13 protein-coding genes are annotated in these 16,454 nt (G+C 73.6%); 10 read left to right on the forward strand and 3 right to left on the reverse strand.

The window, feature by feature from the left end; all coding sequences use genetic code 11:
• Window positions 1-318 precede the first annotated feature (318 nt).
• Genes ACZ52J_RS19860 through ACZ52J_RS19870 form a run of 3 tightly spaced genes read left to right on the forward strand, consistent with a single transcriptional unit; the run spans window position 319 to window position 4,867 of the window.
• Window positions 319-963, forward strand: a complete 645-nt coding sequence (locus ACZ52J_RS19860; RefSeq protein ID WP_360496800.1) for a class F sortase — start codon at window positions 319-321, stop codon at window positions 961-963.
• The gene (locus ACZ52J_RS19865) at window positions 960-2,285 is read left to right on the forward strand and encodes an alpha/beta hydrolase (RefSeq protein WP_465620351.1); all 1,326 of its coding nucleotides are present in this window, start codon (window positions 960-962) and stop codon (window positions 2,283-2,285) included. Before ACZ52J_RS19860 ends, ACZ52J_RS19865 begins: the two co-directional genes overlap by 4 nt.
• The gene (locus ACZ52J_RS19870) at window positions 2,282-4,867 is read left to right on the forward strand and encodes a bifunctional lysylphosphatidylglycerol flippase/synthetase MprF (protein WP_465620353.1); all 2,586 of its coding nucleotides are present in this window, start codon (window positions 2,282-2,284) and stop codon (window positions 4,865-4,867) included. Before ACZ52J_RS19865 ends, ACZ52J_RS19870 begins: the two co-directional genes overlap by 4 nt.
• A gap of 94 nt (window positions 4,868-4,961) precedes the next feature.
• Here ACZ52J_RS19870 and ACZ52J_RS19875 read toward each other — a convergent pair whose 3' ends face one another.
• Window positions 4,962-5,387 (reverse strand): SsgA family sporulation/cell division regulator, encoded by a 426-nt coding sequence (locus ACZ52J_RS19875; RefSeq protein ID WP_465620355.1) that lies wholly within the window; start codon window positions 5,385-5,387, stop codon window positions 4,962-4,964.
• Between the two features lie 308 nt (window positions 5,388-5,695).
• Here ACZ52J_RS19875 and ACZ52J_RS19880 point away from each other — a divergent pair, with 308 nt between their 5' ends.
• From ACZ52J_RS19880 to ACZ52J_RS19890, 3 genes are all read left to right on the forward strand, one after another.
• Window positions 5,696-7,528 carry a DEAD/DEAH box helicase gene (locus ACZ52J_RS19880; RefSeq protein WP_396288879.1) on the forward strand — a complete coding sequence of 611 codons (1,833 nt, stop codon included), beginning with the start codon at window positions 5,696-5,698 and terminating at the stop codon, window positions 7,526-7,528.
• 394 nt (window positions 7,529-7,922) lie between these two features.
• Window positions 7,923-8,573 carry an IclR family transcriptional regulator gene (locus tag ACZ52J_RS19885; RefSeq protein ID WP_355671840.1) on the forward strand — a complete coding sequence of 217 codons (651 nt, stop codon included), beginning with the start codon at window positions 7,923-7,925 and terminating at the stop codon, window positions 8,571-8,573.
• 102 nt (window positions 8,574-8,675) lie between these two features.
• Entirely contained in the window at window positions 8,676-9,482 is an 807-nt protein-coding gene (locus ACZ52J_RS19890) for a S16 family serine protease (protein WP_465620357.1), read from the forward strand.
• Between the two features lie 33 nt (window positions 9,483-9,515).
• Here the strand turns inward: ACZ52J_RS19890 and ACZ52J_RS19895 are convergent, their stop codons facing one another.
• Complete coding sequence (locus tag ACZ52J_RS19895) at window positions 9,516-10,082, reverse strand: Lrp/AsnC family transcriptional regulator (protein WP_465620359.1); 567 nt, start codon at window positions 10,080-10,082, stop codon at window positions 9,516-9,518.
• A gap of 118 nt (window positions 10,083-10,200) precedes the next feature.
• A complete protein-coding gene (locus ACZ52J_RS19900; RefSeq protein ID WP_465620360.1) occupies window positions 10,201-10,737 on the reverse strand; it encodes a hypothetical protein in 537 nt (178 codons plus the stop codon).
• A gap of 133 nt (window positions 10,738-10,870) precedes the next feature.
• Here ACZ52J_RS19900 and ACZ52J_RS19905 point away from each other — a divergent pair, with 133 nt between their 5' ends.
• The 4 genes from ACZ52J_RS19905 to ACZ52J_RS19920 all read left to right on the forward strand — a co-directional run bounded on the left by ACZ52J_RS19905 (window position 10,871) and on the right by ACZ52J_RS19920 (window position 16,417).
• On the forward strand, window positions 10,871-11,575 hold the full coding sequence (locus tag ACZ52J_RS19905; protein ID WP_465620362.1) for a response regulator transcription factor: 705 nt from the start codon (window positions 10,871-10,873) through the stop codon (window positions 11,573-11,575).
• On the forward strand, window positions 11,572-13,008 hold the full coding sequence (locus ACZ52J_RS19910; RefSeq protein WP_465620363.1) for a sensor histidine kinase: 1,437 nt from the start codon (window positions 11,572-11,574) through the stop codon (window positions 13,006-13,008). Before ACZ52J_RS19905 ends, ACZ52J_RS19910 begins: the two co-directional genes overlap by 4 nt.
• A gap of 275 nt (window positions 13,009-13,283) precedes the next feature.
• Window positions 13,284-14,846, forward strand: a complete 1,563-nt coding sequence (locus ACZ52J_RS19915; protein WP_465620365.1) for a glycoside hydrolase family 18 protein — start codon at window positions 13,284-13,286, stop codon at window positions 14,844-14,846.
• A 173-nt stretch (window positions 14,847-15,019) separates the two neighbouring features.
• Window positions 15,020-16,417 (forward strand): glycosyltransferase 87 family protein, encoded by a 1,398-nt coding sequence (locus ACZ52J_RS19920; protein WP_465620367.1) that lies wholly within the window; start codon window positions 15,020-15,022, stop codon window positions 16,415-16,417.
• Window positions 16,418-16,454: the final 37 nt, after the last annotated feature.

A 16,454-nucleotide genomic window follows, 5' to 3' on the forward strand; every position in this document is an offset into this window, starting at 1 on the left:
AGCATGGCATGCGGGCGGAAGTGGTCGAAGAGGCGCAGCGGATGGTCGTAACCGATCGCCCGAACGCCGCAACCGATCGCGGCCGTAGAACCGTCGCTGGCTCGTGTCGGGCGCGGTGCCCGCAGTGATCGCCGGCGGGAGGTATTCGTCGCGCTCCGCGACCGGCCGCGCACGTCGGGCAGGAAAGCGGCCGGCAGCCCTGCCGATCGGCGGGTGTCAGTATGACCATCGTATGGACGTGCTTTACAGTCCGATCCGGTTGAATTGTTCCCAGGAAACTCCCAGGAAGCGGGATTCCGTCGGCAGAGGGGAGCGCCCGTGGGCGTCCAGCAGAGCAGGAGCCCCTGGCCGGGCACCCTGGCGGCGGGAGCCGCGCTGGTGCTCGGTGCCTGGCTGCTGCACGGCGGCGGCTCGCCGGTGCTGCCGCCCGCCCCGGACGGCGGCCAGGCCCAGGCCGGCATCGCGCCGGTCTCCGTCGTCCCGCCGCTGGGGCCGTCCGCGCCGACCCGGATCCGCATCCCGGCCGTCCGCCTGGACGCCCCGGTCACCACGCTCGGGCTGGATTCCGAGGGCCACCTGCAGGCCCCGCCCGAGGCGGACCGTAACCTGGCGGGCTGGTACCGCGGTGGGGCCAGCCCCGGTCAGCGCGGCACCGCGATCCTCGCAGGGCACGTCGACAACAAGGCGGGTCCGGCCGTCTTCTATCATCTGGGCGCGCTCCGTCGGGGGGACCGGATCGAGATCGCCCGGGCGGACGGAGCCACCGCCGTCTACCAGCTGTACGCCATCGAAGTGCACGATCGAAAGGACTTCCCGGACGAACGGGTCTACCGTCAGGCCTCGGACGCGCAGCTGCGGGTGATCACCTGCGGTGGCGCGTACAGCGAGGAACACGGCTACGACGGCAACGTCGTCGCCTACGGTTTCCTGGCCGACACCACCCATCCGGGCATAGCCGCATGAGCACGCTCACCCTTGCCACCCGTTGGAATCCGATCGACTGGCCGCTCACCGAGGGCCCGATCCCGCACGCCGTGCTCGCGGCCGGCTGGGCGGCGCTGTTCGCGCTCGCCGTCGGCCGCGACCGGAGCTGGTGGCGGTTCCGCCTGCCCGCCGCGCTGGCCACCGCGGCCGCCCTCAGCCTGCTGCTCGACGTCGTGGTCGACGGCTGGTGGCACCCCTTCCCGGAAGGCACGCCCGAGTACGTCACCTGGTGGATAGCCATCGCCCTGCTCGGGTTCTGCCTGGTCGGCTACCGCATCCGCCGGCTCACCTGGCGGCGGCGCGGGATCGCGCTCGGCCTGAGCGGGCTGGTGCTGCTGATGGCCGCCTCCGAGGTCAACATCGGCTTCGGGCAGTACCCGAGCGGGCGCGTGATGCTGGCGCCGTGGCTGACCAAGACCAGCGGGCTGGTCCCCGCGAAGGTCGGGCAGACCGTGGCCGCCCCGCCGGACAAGGTGCTCGACGAGGTCTGGCAGGCCCCGGCGAACCTGCCCGACAAGGGCACCGTCTCGGTGGTGCCGATCCCCGGCCTCAGGTCGGGCTTCAAGGCCCGCGACGCCTACGTCTACCTCCCGCCCGCCTACCAGGCCACCCCGCGACCGCTGCTGCCGGTGGTCGTCATGCTCACCGGCCAGCCCGGGGCGCCGGGGGACTGGGTGCTCTCGGGGCAGATCAACGAGACGATGGACGCGTTCGCCGCGCAGCACAACGGCCTCGCGCCGATCGTGGTGATGCCCGACGAGCTCGGCTCGACCTGGTTCAACACGCTCTGCATGGACTCCAAGCTCGCCAAGATGCAGACCTACCTGGCGTCGGACGTTCCCGACTGGATCCACGAGAACCTGCAGACCGCCACCAGCCGGAAGAGCTGGGCGATCGGCGGCGCCTCGATGGGCGGCACCTGCGCGCTCCAGCTCGGCGTCAACGCGCCCGACGTGTACGGCACCGTCCTGGACATGTCCGGGCAGGACGAGCCGACCCTGGGCAACCGGGAGGGCACCATCAGGGCCGCGTTCGGCGGCGACGCGAAGAAGTTCGACGCGGTCGACCCGGTCCACGTGATGGCCCGCAGGAAGTTCCCGGACACCAGCGTCGCCCTCCTCGTCGGCGAGACCGACGACGAGTTCAGGCCGCAGATGGAGAAGATCTACCAGGCTGTTCAGGGGGCCGGGATGAAGGCGAAGTTCGAACTGATGCCGGGCGGCCACGGCTGGGTGGTCTTCCGCCCCGGCATCGTCCGGCAGATCCCGTGGATCGCCCAACAGACCGGGCTGACCCGGTGAGCGGGGCGGGCACCGCGGTCGCCGGCGAGCACGCGCAGACGTCCGAACGGGTCGTCGGCCAGCGGGGCGCGCGGCGCGACTCCGAGCGGGGCGCGGACCGCGCGCCGGTCACCCGGACGCCGGAGCCGCGCCCGCAGCGGGTGCGGCGGGCGGCCCGGGCGCTCGGCTCCCGGCTGCGCGCGGCGCCGCTGACGCTGGCGCTGCTGGCCGGGCTCTGGCTGGTCGGCGCGGCCACCGGCAGCCTGGGCAGCGGGCCGTCCGACCGGCTGCTGGAGCAGGCCGGGGTCGGCCTGCCCACGCTCGGCGAAGGCCACTGGTGGACGCCGGTCACCTCGATGGCCTGGTGCTCCGGCAGCGGCTCGTACGTGTTCACCAGCCTGCTGCTGCTCCTGGTCGGCCCGGCCGCCGAACACCGGCTCGGCCGCCTGCGCACCCTCGCGGTGCTGGTCGGCGGGCAGGTCGTCGGCACCCTGCTGGGCGCCGGGCTCATCGCGTTCGGCTCCTCGGCCGGGGAACAGTGGACCGCCTCGGTGGCCGACCAGATCTCGGTCGGCCCCGGCGTCGGCCTGTTCGCGCTGGCCGGGGTCCTCGGGTACCGGCTCACCGTGCTCTGGCGCCGCCGACTGCACCTGCTCGTGCTGCTCGTCCCGCTGGTCATGACGCTGTACGTCGGCCACCTGCAGAGCGTCCAGCGGTGCGCCGCCGCGCTGGCCGGGCTCGGCGTGGGCGCGCTGCTCAGCCGCGGCCGCCCGTACCTGCGCTCGCACCGCTCCTCGCACTCCGAGACCCGGGTGCTGGTCGCGCTCTGCCTGGTCGTCGCCGCCTTCGGGCCGCTGATCGCCTCGCTGTACGACAACGCCAGCGGACCGTTCAACGCCTTCTCCGAGCTGTACTTCTCCCACCGGCTCAGCCCGGACGAGGTCGCCGACTTCTGCTCGCTCTCGGCGCACGACTGCGCCCGCGCACACGCCGTCGTCCGGATCTTCGACACCCCCGGCCGGCTGATGGCCGCCCTGTTCCCGGCCCTGCTGCTGGTGCTCGCCGAGGGGCTGCGCAGGGGACTGCGGTTCGCCTGGCTGGTCACCATCGCCACCGAACTGCTCTGGGTGGCGCTGCTGGGCTGGCTGTACCTGGACGCCGGGCCGGTCAGCCGGGACGTGGTCCAGTACTTCGTCGAGGCGATGCTGCTGCCACTGCTGACCACCGGCCTGCTGCTGGCCACCCACAAGCGGTTCCGGGTGCGGCTGTCCGGCCGGTCGGTGCGCCGACTGGCCCTGGTGCCGGGCTGCGCCGCGCTCCTCTCCTCGGCCGCGTACGTCGGGCTCGGACGGCTGGTGGCCGACCAGTTCGAGCCGGGGGCGAACGTCCGCCGACTGCTGCACGGGCTGCCGGCGCAGTTCCTGCCGCCCGCGTACAACGACCTGACACCGGACTACCCGATCGCGGTCGGATCGGTGGCGCGCTTCCTGGAGACGTACTGCGGGCTGGCGTTCTGGGTGGTGGCGCTGGTCGCGCTGCTGTCGGCCTTCCGCCGGCCGGTGCTGCACACCGACGCGGAGGCGGCGGCCCGGGCCAGGGCGCTGCTGACCGAGCACGGCGGCGGGACGCTGTCCTTCATCACCACCTGGGACGGCAACCACTACTGGTTCGACGAGCAGGGCCGGGCGGGCGTCGCCTACCGGGTGATCGGCACCATCGCGCTGACCACCGGCGACCCGTTCGGCGCGCCGGAGAACCGGGCCGGGGCGGTGGCCGGCTTCGCCCGGTACTGCGACGCGCGCGGCTGGACGCCGTGCTTCTACAGCGTCTACGGGCAGACCAGGGACGCCGCCGCGCAGCTCGGCTGGCGCTCGGTGCAGGTCGCCGAGGACACCGTGGTCCCGCTGCCCGAGCTGGCCTTCACCGGCCGCAAGTGGCAGGACATCCGCACCGCCCTCAACAAGGCCGGCAAGCAGGGCATCACCGCGGAGTGGTGGGCGTACCACGAGGCGCCGCTCGCCCTGCGGGAGCAGATCCGGGCGATCTCCGAGGAGTGGGTCTCCGAGAAGGGCCTGCCGGAGATGGGCTTCACGCTCGGCGGGCTGGAGGAGCTGGACGACCCGGACGTCCGGGTGCTGGTCGCGGTGGACGAGCAGCGGGTGGTGCACGGGCTGACCAGCTGGATGCCGGTGTACGAGAACGGCGTGCCGGTCGGCTGGACGCTGGACTTCATGCGCCGGCGCTCGGACGGCTTCCGCGGTGTCAGCGAGTTCCTGATCGCCTCGGCCGCGCTCGGCTTCAAGGAGGAGGGCGCCCGCTTCCTGTCGCTGTCGGGCGCGCCGCTGGCCCGCACCGGGCAGGACGAGGGGCCCACCGGGCTGCAGCGGATGCTGGACTGGATGGGCAAGGCGCTGGAGCCGGTGTACGGCTTCCGCTCGCTGCTCGCGTTCAAGGCGAAGTTCCAGCCGGAGTACCGGCCGATGTACATGGCCTACCCCGACCCGGCCGCGCTGCCCGGCATCACGAGGGCGATCGGCAAGGCGTACCTGCCGCACCTGACGGCGGCGCAGGGCGTCCGGCTGATGCGCAAGCTGTCGGGCTGAGGGAGGGGCGAGCAGGCGACTGGGTGGGCGAGTGGCAGGCGGGCGAGAGGCGGCCCGGAAGCGCGGGGGGCGCTCCCGGACGCCGGCTCGCCCGTCAGCCGAGCAACTGGGCGAGGGCGCGGTCGGCGTCCAGGTGCAGGTGCTCCTCGCCCTCGGGGACGAGCAGCCGGCTGCGCCACAGGAAGCGGCGCAGGTCGCCGGTGTCGAACCGGAGCAGCGCGGTGCCCTCCGGGGCCCGCAGCTCGACCATGGTGCGGCGGCCGAGCGCGGGCCGGACGTGGACGTCGCCGACGCCGGCCGGCAGCTCGATGCCGGACGAGAGCAGCCGGCGGGCGAAGACCCAGACGATGTCCTCGGCGCTCTGGCCCTCCTCGGCCTCGTCCAGCGAGAACTCGGCCGGGAAGGCCATCCGTACGGCCAGCGGGTCCTCCGGCAGGTAGGACAGCACGACCCGCAGCCGGGCGGAGCGGTGGGGGGAGAGGATCAGGCGGGCCTGGACGGTCTCTTCGACGGTGCGCACGGGCGGTCCCTTCGGTTCGGTGCGAGGCCGCGCTGGGGGCAGGGGGTCGGTGCGGCCTCACCCTGGTGAGAGTCCTGGTGACCGCCGTGATTACCGGGTTTCGAGAGCGATCGGACGTGAGCCGCGTCACATCGATTTCCGGCCGCGCGAGCCGGGCGCGAGGCCTCGCCTGGAGGCCCGAACGGCGCCGGACCGGTAGGCTGGGCGGGTTGTCCGATCGCCGCCCGACCGCGGGGCGGGGCCGCAAAACCGCCCCTGACCTGCGATGATCCCCCTCGGAGACCGTGAGTACTGCCGCCGCCTCCTCGATGCCGCTGTTCTCCGACACGTCGGAGCCGCAGGAGCCCGTCCGGGCCGTCGGCCATGCCGCGCCCGTCGGCTCGCACCACCTGTCGCCGGCCTTCCCCGGCCGTGCCCCCTGGGGCACCGCGGGCAAGCTGCGGGCCTGGCAGCAGGGCGCGCTGGACAAGTACATCGAGTCGCAGCCGCGTGACTTCCTCGCGGTCGCCACCCCGGGCGCAGGAAAGACCACCTTCGCGCTCACCCTTGCCTCGTACCTGCTGCACAACCACCTGGTGCAGCAGGTGACCGTGGTCGCGCCGACCGAGCACCTGAAGAAGCAGTGGGCCGAGGCCGCCGCGCGGATAGGCATCAAGCTGGACCCGGGGTACTCCTCCGGGCCGCTGTCCCGGGAGTACCACGGCATCGTGGTCACCTACGCGGGCGTCGGGGTCAACCCGATGCTGCACCGCAACCGCACCGAGGCCCGCAAGACCCTCGTGATCATGGACGAGATCCACCACGCCGGTGACTCCAAGTCCTGGGGCGAGGCCTGCTTCGAGGCCTTCGAGCCGGCCGCCCGCCGACTGGCGCTGACCGGTACGCCGTTCCGCTCGGACACCAACCCGATCCCCTTCGTCCAGTACGAAGCGGGCGGCGACGGCATCCGCAAGTCCGTCGCCGACTACACCTACGGCTACGGACACGCCCTCGCCGACCATGTCGTCCGCCCGGTGATCTTCCTCAGCTACAGCGGCAACATGCGCTGGCGCACCAAGGCCGGCGACGAGTTGGAGGCCCGGCTCGGCGAGCCGATGACCAAGGACCTGATCGCCCAGGCCTGGCGCACCGCGCTGTCCCCGCAGGGCGAGTGGATCCCGGCCGTGCTCCAGGCCGCCGACCGGCGGCTGAGCGAGGTCCGCAAGGCGATCCCGGACGCCGGCGGGCTGGTGATCGCCACCGACCAGACCGTGGCCCGCGCGTACGCCAAGATGCTGCGCGAGATCAGCGGCGAGAAGGTCGCCCTGGTGCTCTCCGACGAGACCGAGGCGTCCCAGCGGATCTCCGACTTCTCGGCCGGGACCTCCCGCTGGATGGTCGCGGTCCGTATGGTGTCCGAGGGCGTCGACGTGCCCCGGCTGGCCGTCGGGGTGTACGCGACCTCGATCTCCACCCCGCTGTTCTTCGCCCAGGCCGTCGGCCGCTTCGTGCGCGCCCGCAAGCGCGGCGAGACCGCCTCGGTGTTCCTGCCGACCATCCCGATGCTGCTGGGCTTCGCCAACGAGATGGAGGTCCAGCGCGACCACGTGCTGGACCGGCCGAAGAAGGAGGGCGAGGGCCTCTTCGACGAGGAGGACCGGCTGCTCGCCGAGGCCGAACGAGCCAACGACGGGCCGGACGGCGCGGGCGGCGAGGAGTTCTCCTACGAGGCGCTGGGCTCCGACGCGGTCTTCGATCGGGTGCTGTACAACGCCATGGAGTTCGGCATGCAGGCCCACCCGGGGAGCGAGGAGGAGGAGGACTACCTCGGCATCCCGGGCCTGCTGGAGCCGGACCAGGTGCAGATGCTGCTGCAGAAGCGCCAGCACCGGCAGATCCAGCGCAGCAAGACCAAGCCCGCCGAGGAGGCCGACCTGCTGGAGCTGCCGGCCGAGCAGCGGCCGGTCGTCACCCACCAGGAGCTCCGCGAGCTGCGCAAGGAGCTGAACGCGCTGGTGGCCGCCTGGCACCACCGCACCAGCCAGCCGCACGGCACCATCCACAACGAGCTGCGCCGCCAGTGCGGCGGGCCGCTCACCGCGCAGGCCACCGCCAACCAGCTCACGGCGCGGATCGCCAAGATCCGGGAGTGGGCGAAGTAACGGTTCGGCGGGAGCGCGCGGTTCGACCCTGCGGTCCGCCCCTGTGGTCCGACTCTGTGGTCCGTGTCCGGGAGTGTCCGGACTTCGGACCTGAGTCGAACGCATGCCCTGATCTGCCCGGAGAATTGGGGGCGTTTGTCCGGAATCTGCGGCGATGTTGAAGTCGATCACGCCCGAATTTTGGACAACCACTTCCGCCGCGACATTTCCTTCACTACCTTTCCCCCACGCTCTTCCGCCGGGCAACCCCCCCGCGGGACGGCGTCGCAGGACCGTACCGGCGTCAAGGACGACACCGCGTACGGCCCGAGCGCGGCCACCCCCACCTGCGCGCGACACCGACCCCCGGCCGGCGCCGCCCGCCCCGCGAGCGCCGCGGAAAGGATTGCCCGTCGTGACAGCCGAGACCTCCCAGACCCTGGACCGAGGCGTCCGGGTCCTCAAACTCCTCGCCGACTCCGAGCGGGGGCTCACCGTCACCGAACTCGCCGCCCGGCTGGCCGTCAACCGCACCGTCGTCTACCGGCTGCTGGCCACCCTGGAGCAGCACGGCCTGGTCCGCCGGGACATCGGCGGACGCGCCCGGGTCGGCCTCGGCGTGCTGAGGCTCGCGCACCGGGTGCACCCGCTGCTGCGCGAGGCCGCGCTGCCGGCCCTGCGCAGCCTCGCCGAGGACCTCGGCGCCACCGCCCACCTGACCCTGGTGGACGGCAACGAGGCGCTGGCCGTCGCCGTGGTCGAGCCGAGCTGGACCGACTTCCACGTCGCTTACCGGACCGGCCTGCGCCACCCGCTCACCGAGAGCGCGGCCGGACGGGCGATCCTGGAGGCCCGCACCTTCCCCAGCCAGCGGCGGCCCGAGCAGGGCTTCGTCATCACCCGCGCGGAGGAGCAGTCCGGGGCGTGCGGGGCGGCCGCCGCGCTGCTCGGACTGAGCGGCATCGAGGGCAGCGTCGGCGTGGTGATGCTCAACGGCATGGTGCCCGAGCGGGTCGGGCCCCGGGTGGTGGAGGCGGCGACCGAGGTGGCCGACGCCCTGAGGTAGCGCCCCCGCCCCGAGCGCCCCGAGGTAGCGCCCCCGCTCCCGATCGCCCCGAGGCGAGCGGGCGCACCACGGCGGGGCGTCGGGTGTGTTTGGATTCCCCTTGTGTCCGACACCAAGCTCTCCAAGGCCCTCACCGCCCCGCGGACCCGCGCGCTCGCGCTGTGCGGAGCGCTGGTCACCGCGCTGTTCGGCGTGGCCGCCTTCGTCCCGCTGCCGTACACCGTCACCTGGCCGGGCCTGACCGCGGACACCCTGGGCAGCTACCAGGACAAGCCGGTGCTCACCATCACCGGGGCACCACTGCGCACCACCGAGGGCGAGCTGCGGATGGTCACCATCACGGCGACCAACCCGGACCAGCGCAACACCTTCCTGCGGTCCATGCAGGCCTGGTTCAATCCGAAGGAGGCGGTCCGCCCGACCGACACGGTCTACCCGCAGGGCAACCCGGCCAAGGCCGAGGAGGTCACGGCCCAGCAGATGGCCGAGTCGCAGGACAGCGCCACCGCGGCCGCGCTGAGCTACCTCCACCTGTCGCCGGACCAGGTGAAGGTCAAGGTCGACCTGGGCGACGTCGGCGGCCCGAGCGCCGGCCAGATGCTGGCGCTGGGCATCGTCGACAAGCTCGCCGGCGACGGCCAGGGCGGCGACCTCACCGGCGGGCGCACGATCGCGGGCACCGGCACCATCGACAAGGACGGCACGGTCGGCCCGGTCGGCGGCGTCCCGCTGAAGACGCAGGCGGCCGCCCGGGACGGCGCGACGGTGTTCCTGCTCCCCAGGGACGAGTGCACGGACGCCAAGGTGAACACGCCGGCGTCGCTGCGACTGGTGCCGGTCGGCACGCTCGGCGAGGCGGTCTCGGTGCTGCAGGCACTCAAGAGCGGCGGCAGCGTCCCCGCCTGCTGACCGGGCGCGCCCTGCCGACGGCCGGACCCCGTCCTACTCGGCGGCGGCCTGGTCCACCAGCGGCAGGATCCGGTACGGCACCGGGTTCTCCAGCACGATCGCGGTGGACGAGCGGACGATCCCGTCGAAGCCCACCACCCGGTCGATCACCCGCTGCAGATCGGCGTTGGAACGGGCCACGATCCGCACCATCATGTCCCCGATCCCGGTGATGGTGTGCAGTTCCAGCACCTCCGGCACGCCCGCCAGGTGCGCCCGCACGTCCGTGCCCTGGCCCTGGGAGATCTCCAGGGTCGCGAAGGCCGTCACCGGGTAGCCGATCGCCGCCGGGTCCACCTCCGGGCCGAAGCCGCCGATCACCCCCTTGGCCTGGAGCCGGTCCAGCCGGGCCTGCACGGTGCCCCGGGCGACCTGCAGCCGGCGCGAGCACTCCAGCACCCCGATCCGGGGCTCCTCGGCGAGCAGCCGGATCAGCCGGCCGTCCAGGGCGTCGATGGTGTCGTTCGTGCTGCCCGCGACGGCGCCCTGCGGGGCGACGGGGTCGGCCGGGCCGGGGGAACTGGGAGAGCTGGGGGAGCTCGGGGATGGGGCGGGGGTCATCGCGGCACCGTCCTCCGGTGGGCATTCTGTACAGCGGCGCGGCCGATTCTCCCGCCCCGGGGCACGGCTTGACCAGCGACTCCCGGGCGGGCCGTCGGCGTGCCGAACGGACGGGTTGCTAGCGGACGGCCGTCTCCACGGTCGGGGGGTGCCCGTTCCAGGAGACGAAGACCGAGTTGGCCTGGGCGTCCCTGGTGAAGTCGATCCGCATCCACTGGGGGCCGTCCCACACCTGCATCTGCCAGCCCGGGTCCGGGGTGGCGGACACCAGCGAGGCCCGGTCGGCCTGGAGGTCCAGCGCGACCTTGCCGCCCGGGATCGGATAGCTCCTGACCGTGGACGTCGCGGTGGGCGTCGGCGCGGGCCGGCGGGTGGGCGGCGGGGCGGTCGTGACGGGGGCCGGCCCGTGCGTCGCGGTGGCGGGCGGGGAGGTCGGCTGGGCCGGGGTCGCGGACTGCGCCGCCGAGCGCGGCTGCTCGGGGGCGGCGGTCGGGGAGTACGGCGTGCCGTCGGCCTTCGGGGAGGGCAGCGGCAGTGCCGTGGGCCGCTCGAACGCGGCGCCGGTCAGCACCGCGTGCACGCCGAACCAGGACAGCGCCACCGCCGCCCCGGTGGCCGCCGCCCAGGCGCCGAGCTGTACCAGTCCGTTCCGCATCGTCCGCACATCCTGCCGTATTTCCCCCTGTCCGAGACCGGCACCCCCGGTATTCCTCAGGGCAGTTGCACAATGTCCGGACCGGCCCCCGAGGTACAGACCACTGTCCGCCGATGGCGTACCGTGCAGGCCCATGGCAACAGTGCTCGTGGTCGAGGACGACCCCTTCGTACGTTCCGCCCTCATCCGCCACCTGACGGACACCGGCCACGCGGTCCGCAGCGTGGGCACCGCACTCGAGGCGCTGCGGGAGGTCGCCCAGGTCGGCTGTGACCTGGTGATCCTCGACCTGGGCCTGCCCGACCTGGACGGCAGCGAGGCACTCAAGATGATCCGGGGCCTGACCAACGTGCCGGTGATCATCTCCACCGCCCGGGACGACGAGGCCGAGATCGTCCGGCTGCTCAACGACGGTGCCGACGACTACCTGGTGAAACCTTTCTCCGGAGAGCACCTCAGCGCCCGGATGGCCGCCGTGCTGCGCCGGCTCGGCAGCGGCGCGGCACCCGTCGCCCAGGTCCTGCGGGTCGGCGGCCTGGCCATCGACCTCCAGCGTCGTGAGGCCTCCCTGGACGGTCGGCCGCTCGACCTGACCCGCCGTGAATTCGACCTGCTGGCCTTCCTCGCCGCCCGGCCCGGCGTGGTCGTGCCGCGCAAGGAGATCCTCGCCGAGGTCTGGCAGCAGACCTACGGCGGCGACCAGACCATCGACGTCCACCTCTCCTGGCTGCGCCGCAAACTCGGCGAGACCGCCTCCAACCCCCGCTACCTGCACACCGTCCGGGGCGTGGGGGTGCGGCTGGAGGCCACCAGGGGCCCGGCGGGGCACCGGACATGAGGAGGTTCGGGCACTCGCTGCGCTGGGCCCTGATCAAGGCCGCCGTGGCCGGGACCACCATGGTCGCACTGGCCTTCCTCATCCCGCTCGGCCTGATGGTCCAGCAGACCGCCCGGGACCGGGCATTCACCGCCGCCGACCGGCAGGCGGCGGCACTCGGACCGGCCCTGGCGATCACCACCGACCAGGACGCCGTCACCCGGGCCCTGGCCAGCACGGACGCGGGCGGGCAGGGACGGATGGCGGTCCACCTGCCGGCCGCGGGGCAGCCCGAGACCCCCGGGACGGGCGGGCCCGGCGGCCCGACCCTGGGGGACGGCCGGGCCGCCGACGGCGACGTGGCCACGGCCGGCGGGCAGGGCCGCTCCTTCACCGTGCAGGTGCCCGGCGGCTACGCACTGCTCCAGCCGGTCGCGGTGGACACCGGGCGGACCGCCGTGGTCGAGGTGTTCGTGGCCGAGAGCGACCTCACCCGGGGCGTCACCACCGCCTGGCTGGTGCTCTCCGCCGTCGCGCTCGGCCTGGTCGCCATCTCGGTGCTGGTCGCCGACCGGATGGGCAACCGGATCGTCGCCTCCGCCCGGCGGCTCGCCGGCGCCGCCCGCTCGCTCGGCGCCGGCAACCTCGCCGTACGGGTCCCGGTGGAGGGCCAGCAGATCGACGGCAGCCCCGAAGAACTGCGCGAAGCCGCCCACGCGTTCAACACCATGGCCGACCGGGTGGTCCAACTCCTCGCCGCCGAACGGGAACTGGCCGCCGACCTGTCCCACCGGCTGCGCACCCCGCTGACCGTACTGCGGCTCAACGCCGCCTCGCTCGGCGACGGCGACGCGGCCGACGCCACCCGGCACGCGGTCGCCCAACTCGAGCGCGAGGTCGACCAGATCATCCGCTCGGCCCGCCGCGCCCCCGAGGACGCGCCCGCCGTCACGGTCGGCTGCGACGCCGCCGAGGTGATCCGCGAACGGGTTGGCTTCTGGTCCGCGCTGGCCGAGGACGAGGGGCGCCGTTGGCAGCTGGCCGGCGCCGAACGGGCGGCACCCGTACCCGTCCAGCGCGGCGACCTGGCGGCCGCCGTCGACGCGCTGCTCGGCAACGTCTTCCGGCACACCGCCATCGGCACCGCCTTCTCCGTGGACGTACTGGCCACCGACAGCTCGGTGATCGTGCTGGTCGGCGACGCCGGACCCGGGTACAGCGACCCGGCCGCCGCCCTCAAACGCGGCGAGGGCCACGGCGGGGAGGGCTCGACCGGCCTCGGCCTGGACATCGTCCGCAAGCTCGCCGAGGCCACCGGCGGCGACCTCGCGCTCGGCCGCTCCGCCGTCCTCGGCGGCGCCGAGACCCGGCTACGGCTGCGCACCCGGCCGCAGGAGGCGGCGCTCACGCGGACCGGGCGGCGGCGCAGCCGGGGAGCGCTCTTCCAGCGGTGACGCGGTGACGCAGTGACTGTGACGCGGCGGGGGCTCGGTGCGGGTCTTGGCGGGGGTCTTGCCGGGGTCTTGGGTGGGGGTCTTCGAGGGGTCTTCCTTAACTGCGGCCTAAGGGAGTTCTACCCCTCGCTCAGTACGCCGGTTCGGCCCCCCGGCCGCCGCTAGCGTCGGTCGCGCCGGTCACCCGACCGAGCCGGACCGGCCGACCGGACATCCGCAGGCACCCCCGTGCCCGGACGGCGGCCGACCGAAGGCACCCGCGGAGGTAACGCGCCATGACCATCCAGCCCACCCGCCGCTCCGGCCACCGCAGGCGCGGCCGCAAGGGCGCGATCATCGGGGCCGCCGCGGTCGCCGCCGCCCTGGTCGTGGGCGGGACGGTCGTCCTCGCCTCCTCGGCCAGCGCGGCCTCGCTCGGCGCCGTCTACAGCCGCACCAGCACCTGGGACGCCGGCTACACCGGCCAGTACCTGGTCACCAACCCGGACAGCAGCCCGATCGAGGACTGGACGCTCAGCTTCGACCTGCCGGCCGGAGCGAAGATCGACTCGCTCTGGAACGCCACCTACACCGCCGAGGGGCAGCACGTCACGGTCAGGCCGGAGGCCTGGAGCAAGCGGCTGGAGCCCGGCAAGAGCGTGGTGGTCGGCTTCGTCGCCCAGGGCGCGGGCGCAGCGCAGGCCGAGCCGGCCAACTGCCTGATCAACAAGGCCTCCTGCAAGGCGGGCGACGGGACCGCGCCCACCCCCTCGGGGCGTCCGACCGCCACTGCCACTGCCACTGCCTCTCCGACGACTCCTCCGACCGCGACCGCGACCGCCAAGCCCAGTCCCACCGCCACGGCGAAGCCGACCACCCCGGCGCCGACCCCCACCCCGACCGCCACCCCCACGGCGACCGGTGTGCCCGTTCCGCCAGTCGGCGCCGGCTTCGCCCCGTACGTGGACACCTCGCTCTACCCGCCGTACGACCTGGCGGCCACCGCCAAGGCGAGCGGCGTGAAGACCTTCAACCTCGCCTTCGTGGTCTCCGGTGGCGGCTGCGTGCCCAAGTGGGGCGGCGTCAGCGACCTGTCCGCCGACGCGGTGGCCGCCCAGATCGGCGCGCTGCGGGCGACCGGCGGCGACGTCCGGATCTCCTTCGGCGGCGCCAACGGCAGCGAGCTCGCCCTCGCCTGCGGCTCCACCGCCGACCTCACGGCCGCGTACCGGAAGGTCGTGGACGCGTACGGCGCCACCAAGCTGGACTTCGACGTCGAGGGCGGCGCGATCGCCGACACCGCCGCCAACACCCGGCGCGCCCAGGCCGTCGCCCAGCTGCAGAAGAACGCCGCCGCCGAGGGCAAGGCCCTCGACGTCTCCTTCACCCTGCCCGCGCTGCCCTCCGGCCTGACCCAGGAGGGCGTCAACCTGGTCGCCGATGCCAAGGCCAACGGCGTCGCGATCGGCGCCGTCAACATCATGGCGATGGACTTCGGCGACGGCGTCGCCCCCAACCCGCAGGGCCGGATGGGCACGTACGCGATCGCCGCGGCCACCGCCACCCAGGCCCAGGTCAAGAGCGTGCTGGGGCTGGACGACGCGGCCGCCTGGCGCAAGGTCGCGGTCACCCCGATGATCGGCGTCAACGACGTGGCCAGCGAGGTCTTCACCGTCGCCGACGCCAAGCAGCTCGCCGACTTCGCCACGGCCAAGCACCTCGCCTGGCTGGCCATGTGGTCCGGCACCCGGGACAAGGCCTGCGAGGGCGGCGCCAAGGCCTACGCCGACGCCACCTGCAGCAGCGTCGTCCAGCAGCCGCTGGACTTCACCCGGGCCCTGGGGGCGTACACGGGCTGAGGCCTCTCCGAGGCCGGGACGCCGTTCGCCCGTGCCCTGCCCGTGAGCTGCCCGCGGGCAGGGCTCGGGCGGCCGGCGCCCTGCTGTCACACTGTGTAGTCGAACGTGTCCGGCCCCGTTCGGGAGGCATCCGGTATCGTCGCTGGTTGGCCGAGCGGTGGACGGAGTGGGCAGTGACAGCGGTGCAAGACGAGCGCAGCCCGGTGCGGACCGCACCCGATCCCTCGCCCGCCCCGCTGTCGGACCGGCTGCGCCGGACGCTCGGTGCTCCCGTCCAGGCCGTGCGGGAGGCCCCCCGCCGTCCGCTGCTGGCCGCCTCCGCGCTGGCGCTGCTGTCCCTGGTCGTGTACGCAGTGGTGCGCCACTTCGTCCACACCTCGATGGTGGACATGATCGTCTACCGGGCCGAGGGCGCCGCCGTCGCCAACGGCACCGACCTGTACGGGCTGCGCGTCACCGAGTGGAACCTGCCCGCGACCTACCCCCCGTTCGCGGCGATGCTGTTCGTGCCGACCACCTGGTTCCCGGTTTCCTTCCTCCGGGTCGCGATCACTCTCGGCAACCTCGGGCTGCTCGCCCTGCTGACCCACCTGTCGTTCAAGCTGGTCGGCTGGCCGCGCCGTGAGCTGCGGCCGATCGGCGTGATCCTGGTGACCGGCCTCGGGGTCTGGCTCGAGCCCGTCTTCACCACGCTCCGCTACGGTCAGATCAACCTCGCGCTCGCCTGCCTGATCCTCTGGGATCTCACCCGTCCGGCTGAACGCCGCAGCAAGGGCGTGGCGATCGGCATCGCCGCCGGCATCAAGCTCACCCCCGGCCTGTTCGCCGTCTACCTGCTGATCACCGGCCGGATCCGGGCCGCCTTCGTGGCCGGCCTCACCTTCCTCGGCACCTTCCTGCTCGGCGCCCTCGTCCTGCCCGACGCGACCTGGGGCTTCTGGACCAAGTACCTCTACGACTCCTCCCGGGTCGGCAAGACCCAGATCGTCGACAACCAGTCGCTGCGCGGCGCCTTCGCCCGCCTGCTGCACACCGCCGAGCCCGGCACCGTCGCCACCCTCGGGGCCGGCCTGGTCGCGCTGGCCGGCCTCGCCGTCGCCGCCTGGGCCGCCCGCAGCGGCCGCTGGCTGCCCCGGGCCGAGGCCTGGGGCGTCTGCTGCGCGGCCGTCACCGCCGTGCTGATCTCGCCGATCAGCTGGACCCACCACTGGGTCTGGTGCGTACCGCTGCTCGTCCTGCTCGCCGCCGAGGCCTCCGTCGAGCACGCCCGCCCGGCGGGCGTCCGCCGACTGCGCTGGCGGGCCGTCTTCTGGGCCACGCTGGTCGCCTTCCTCTCGTTCGCCATGTGGGCGGCGAAGCCGCTCGGCCCGGCCGTCCTCCACATGTCACCGTGGCGCCAGCTGCCGACCTCGGTCTACCCGTGGGTCGGACTCTGCTTCCTGCTCGCCGCCGCGATCCGGATCAGGGCGCGGCGACGTTCCGCCGGCGCTCCGCCAGTCCGGCTGCCCGGACAGCGCGACGGCGGCCCGGACGCCGCCCGCGGCCGTCAGCAGGCCCCCGCGGCCCGCTGAGCCGGCGGGGGCGCCGCTCCTGCTCCCTCGCGTGCTC

This window comes from Kitasatospora sp. NPDC034035 (genome assembly GCF_055575755.1).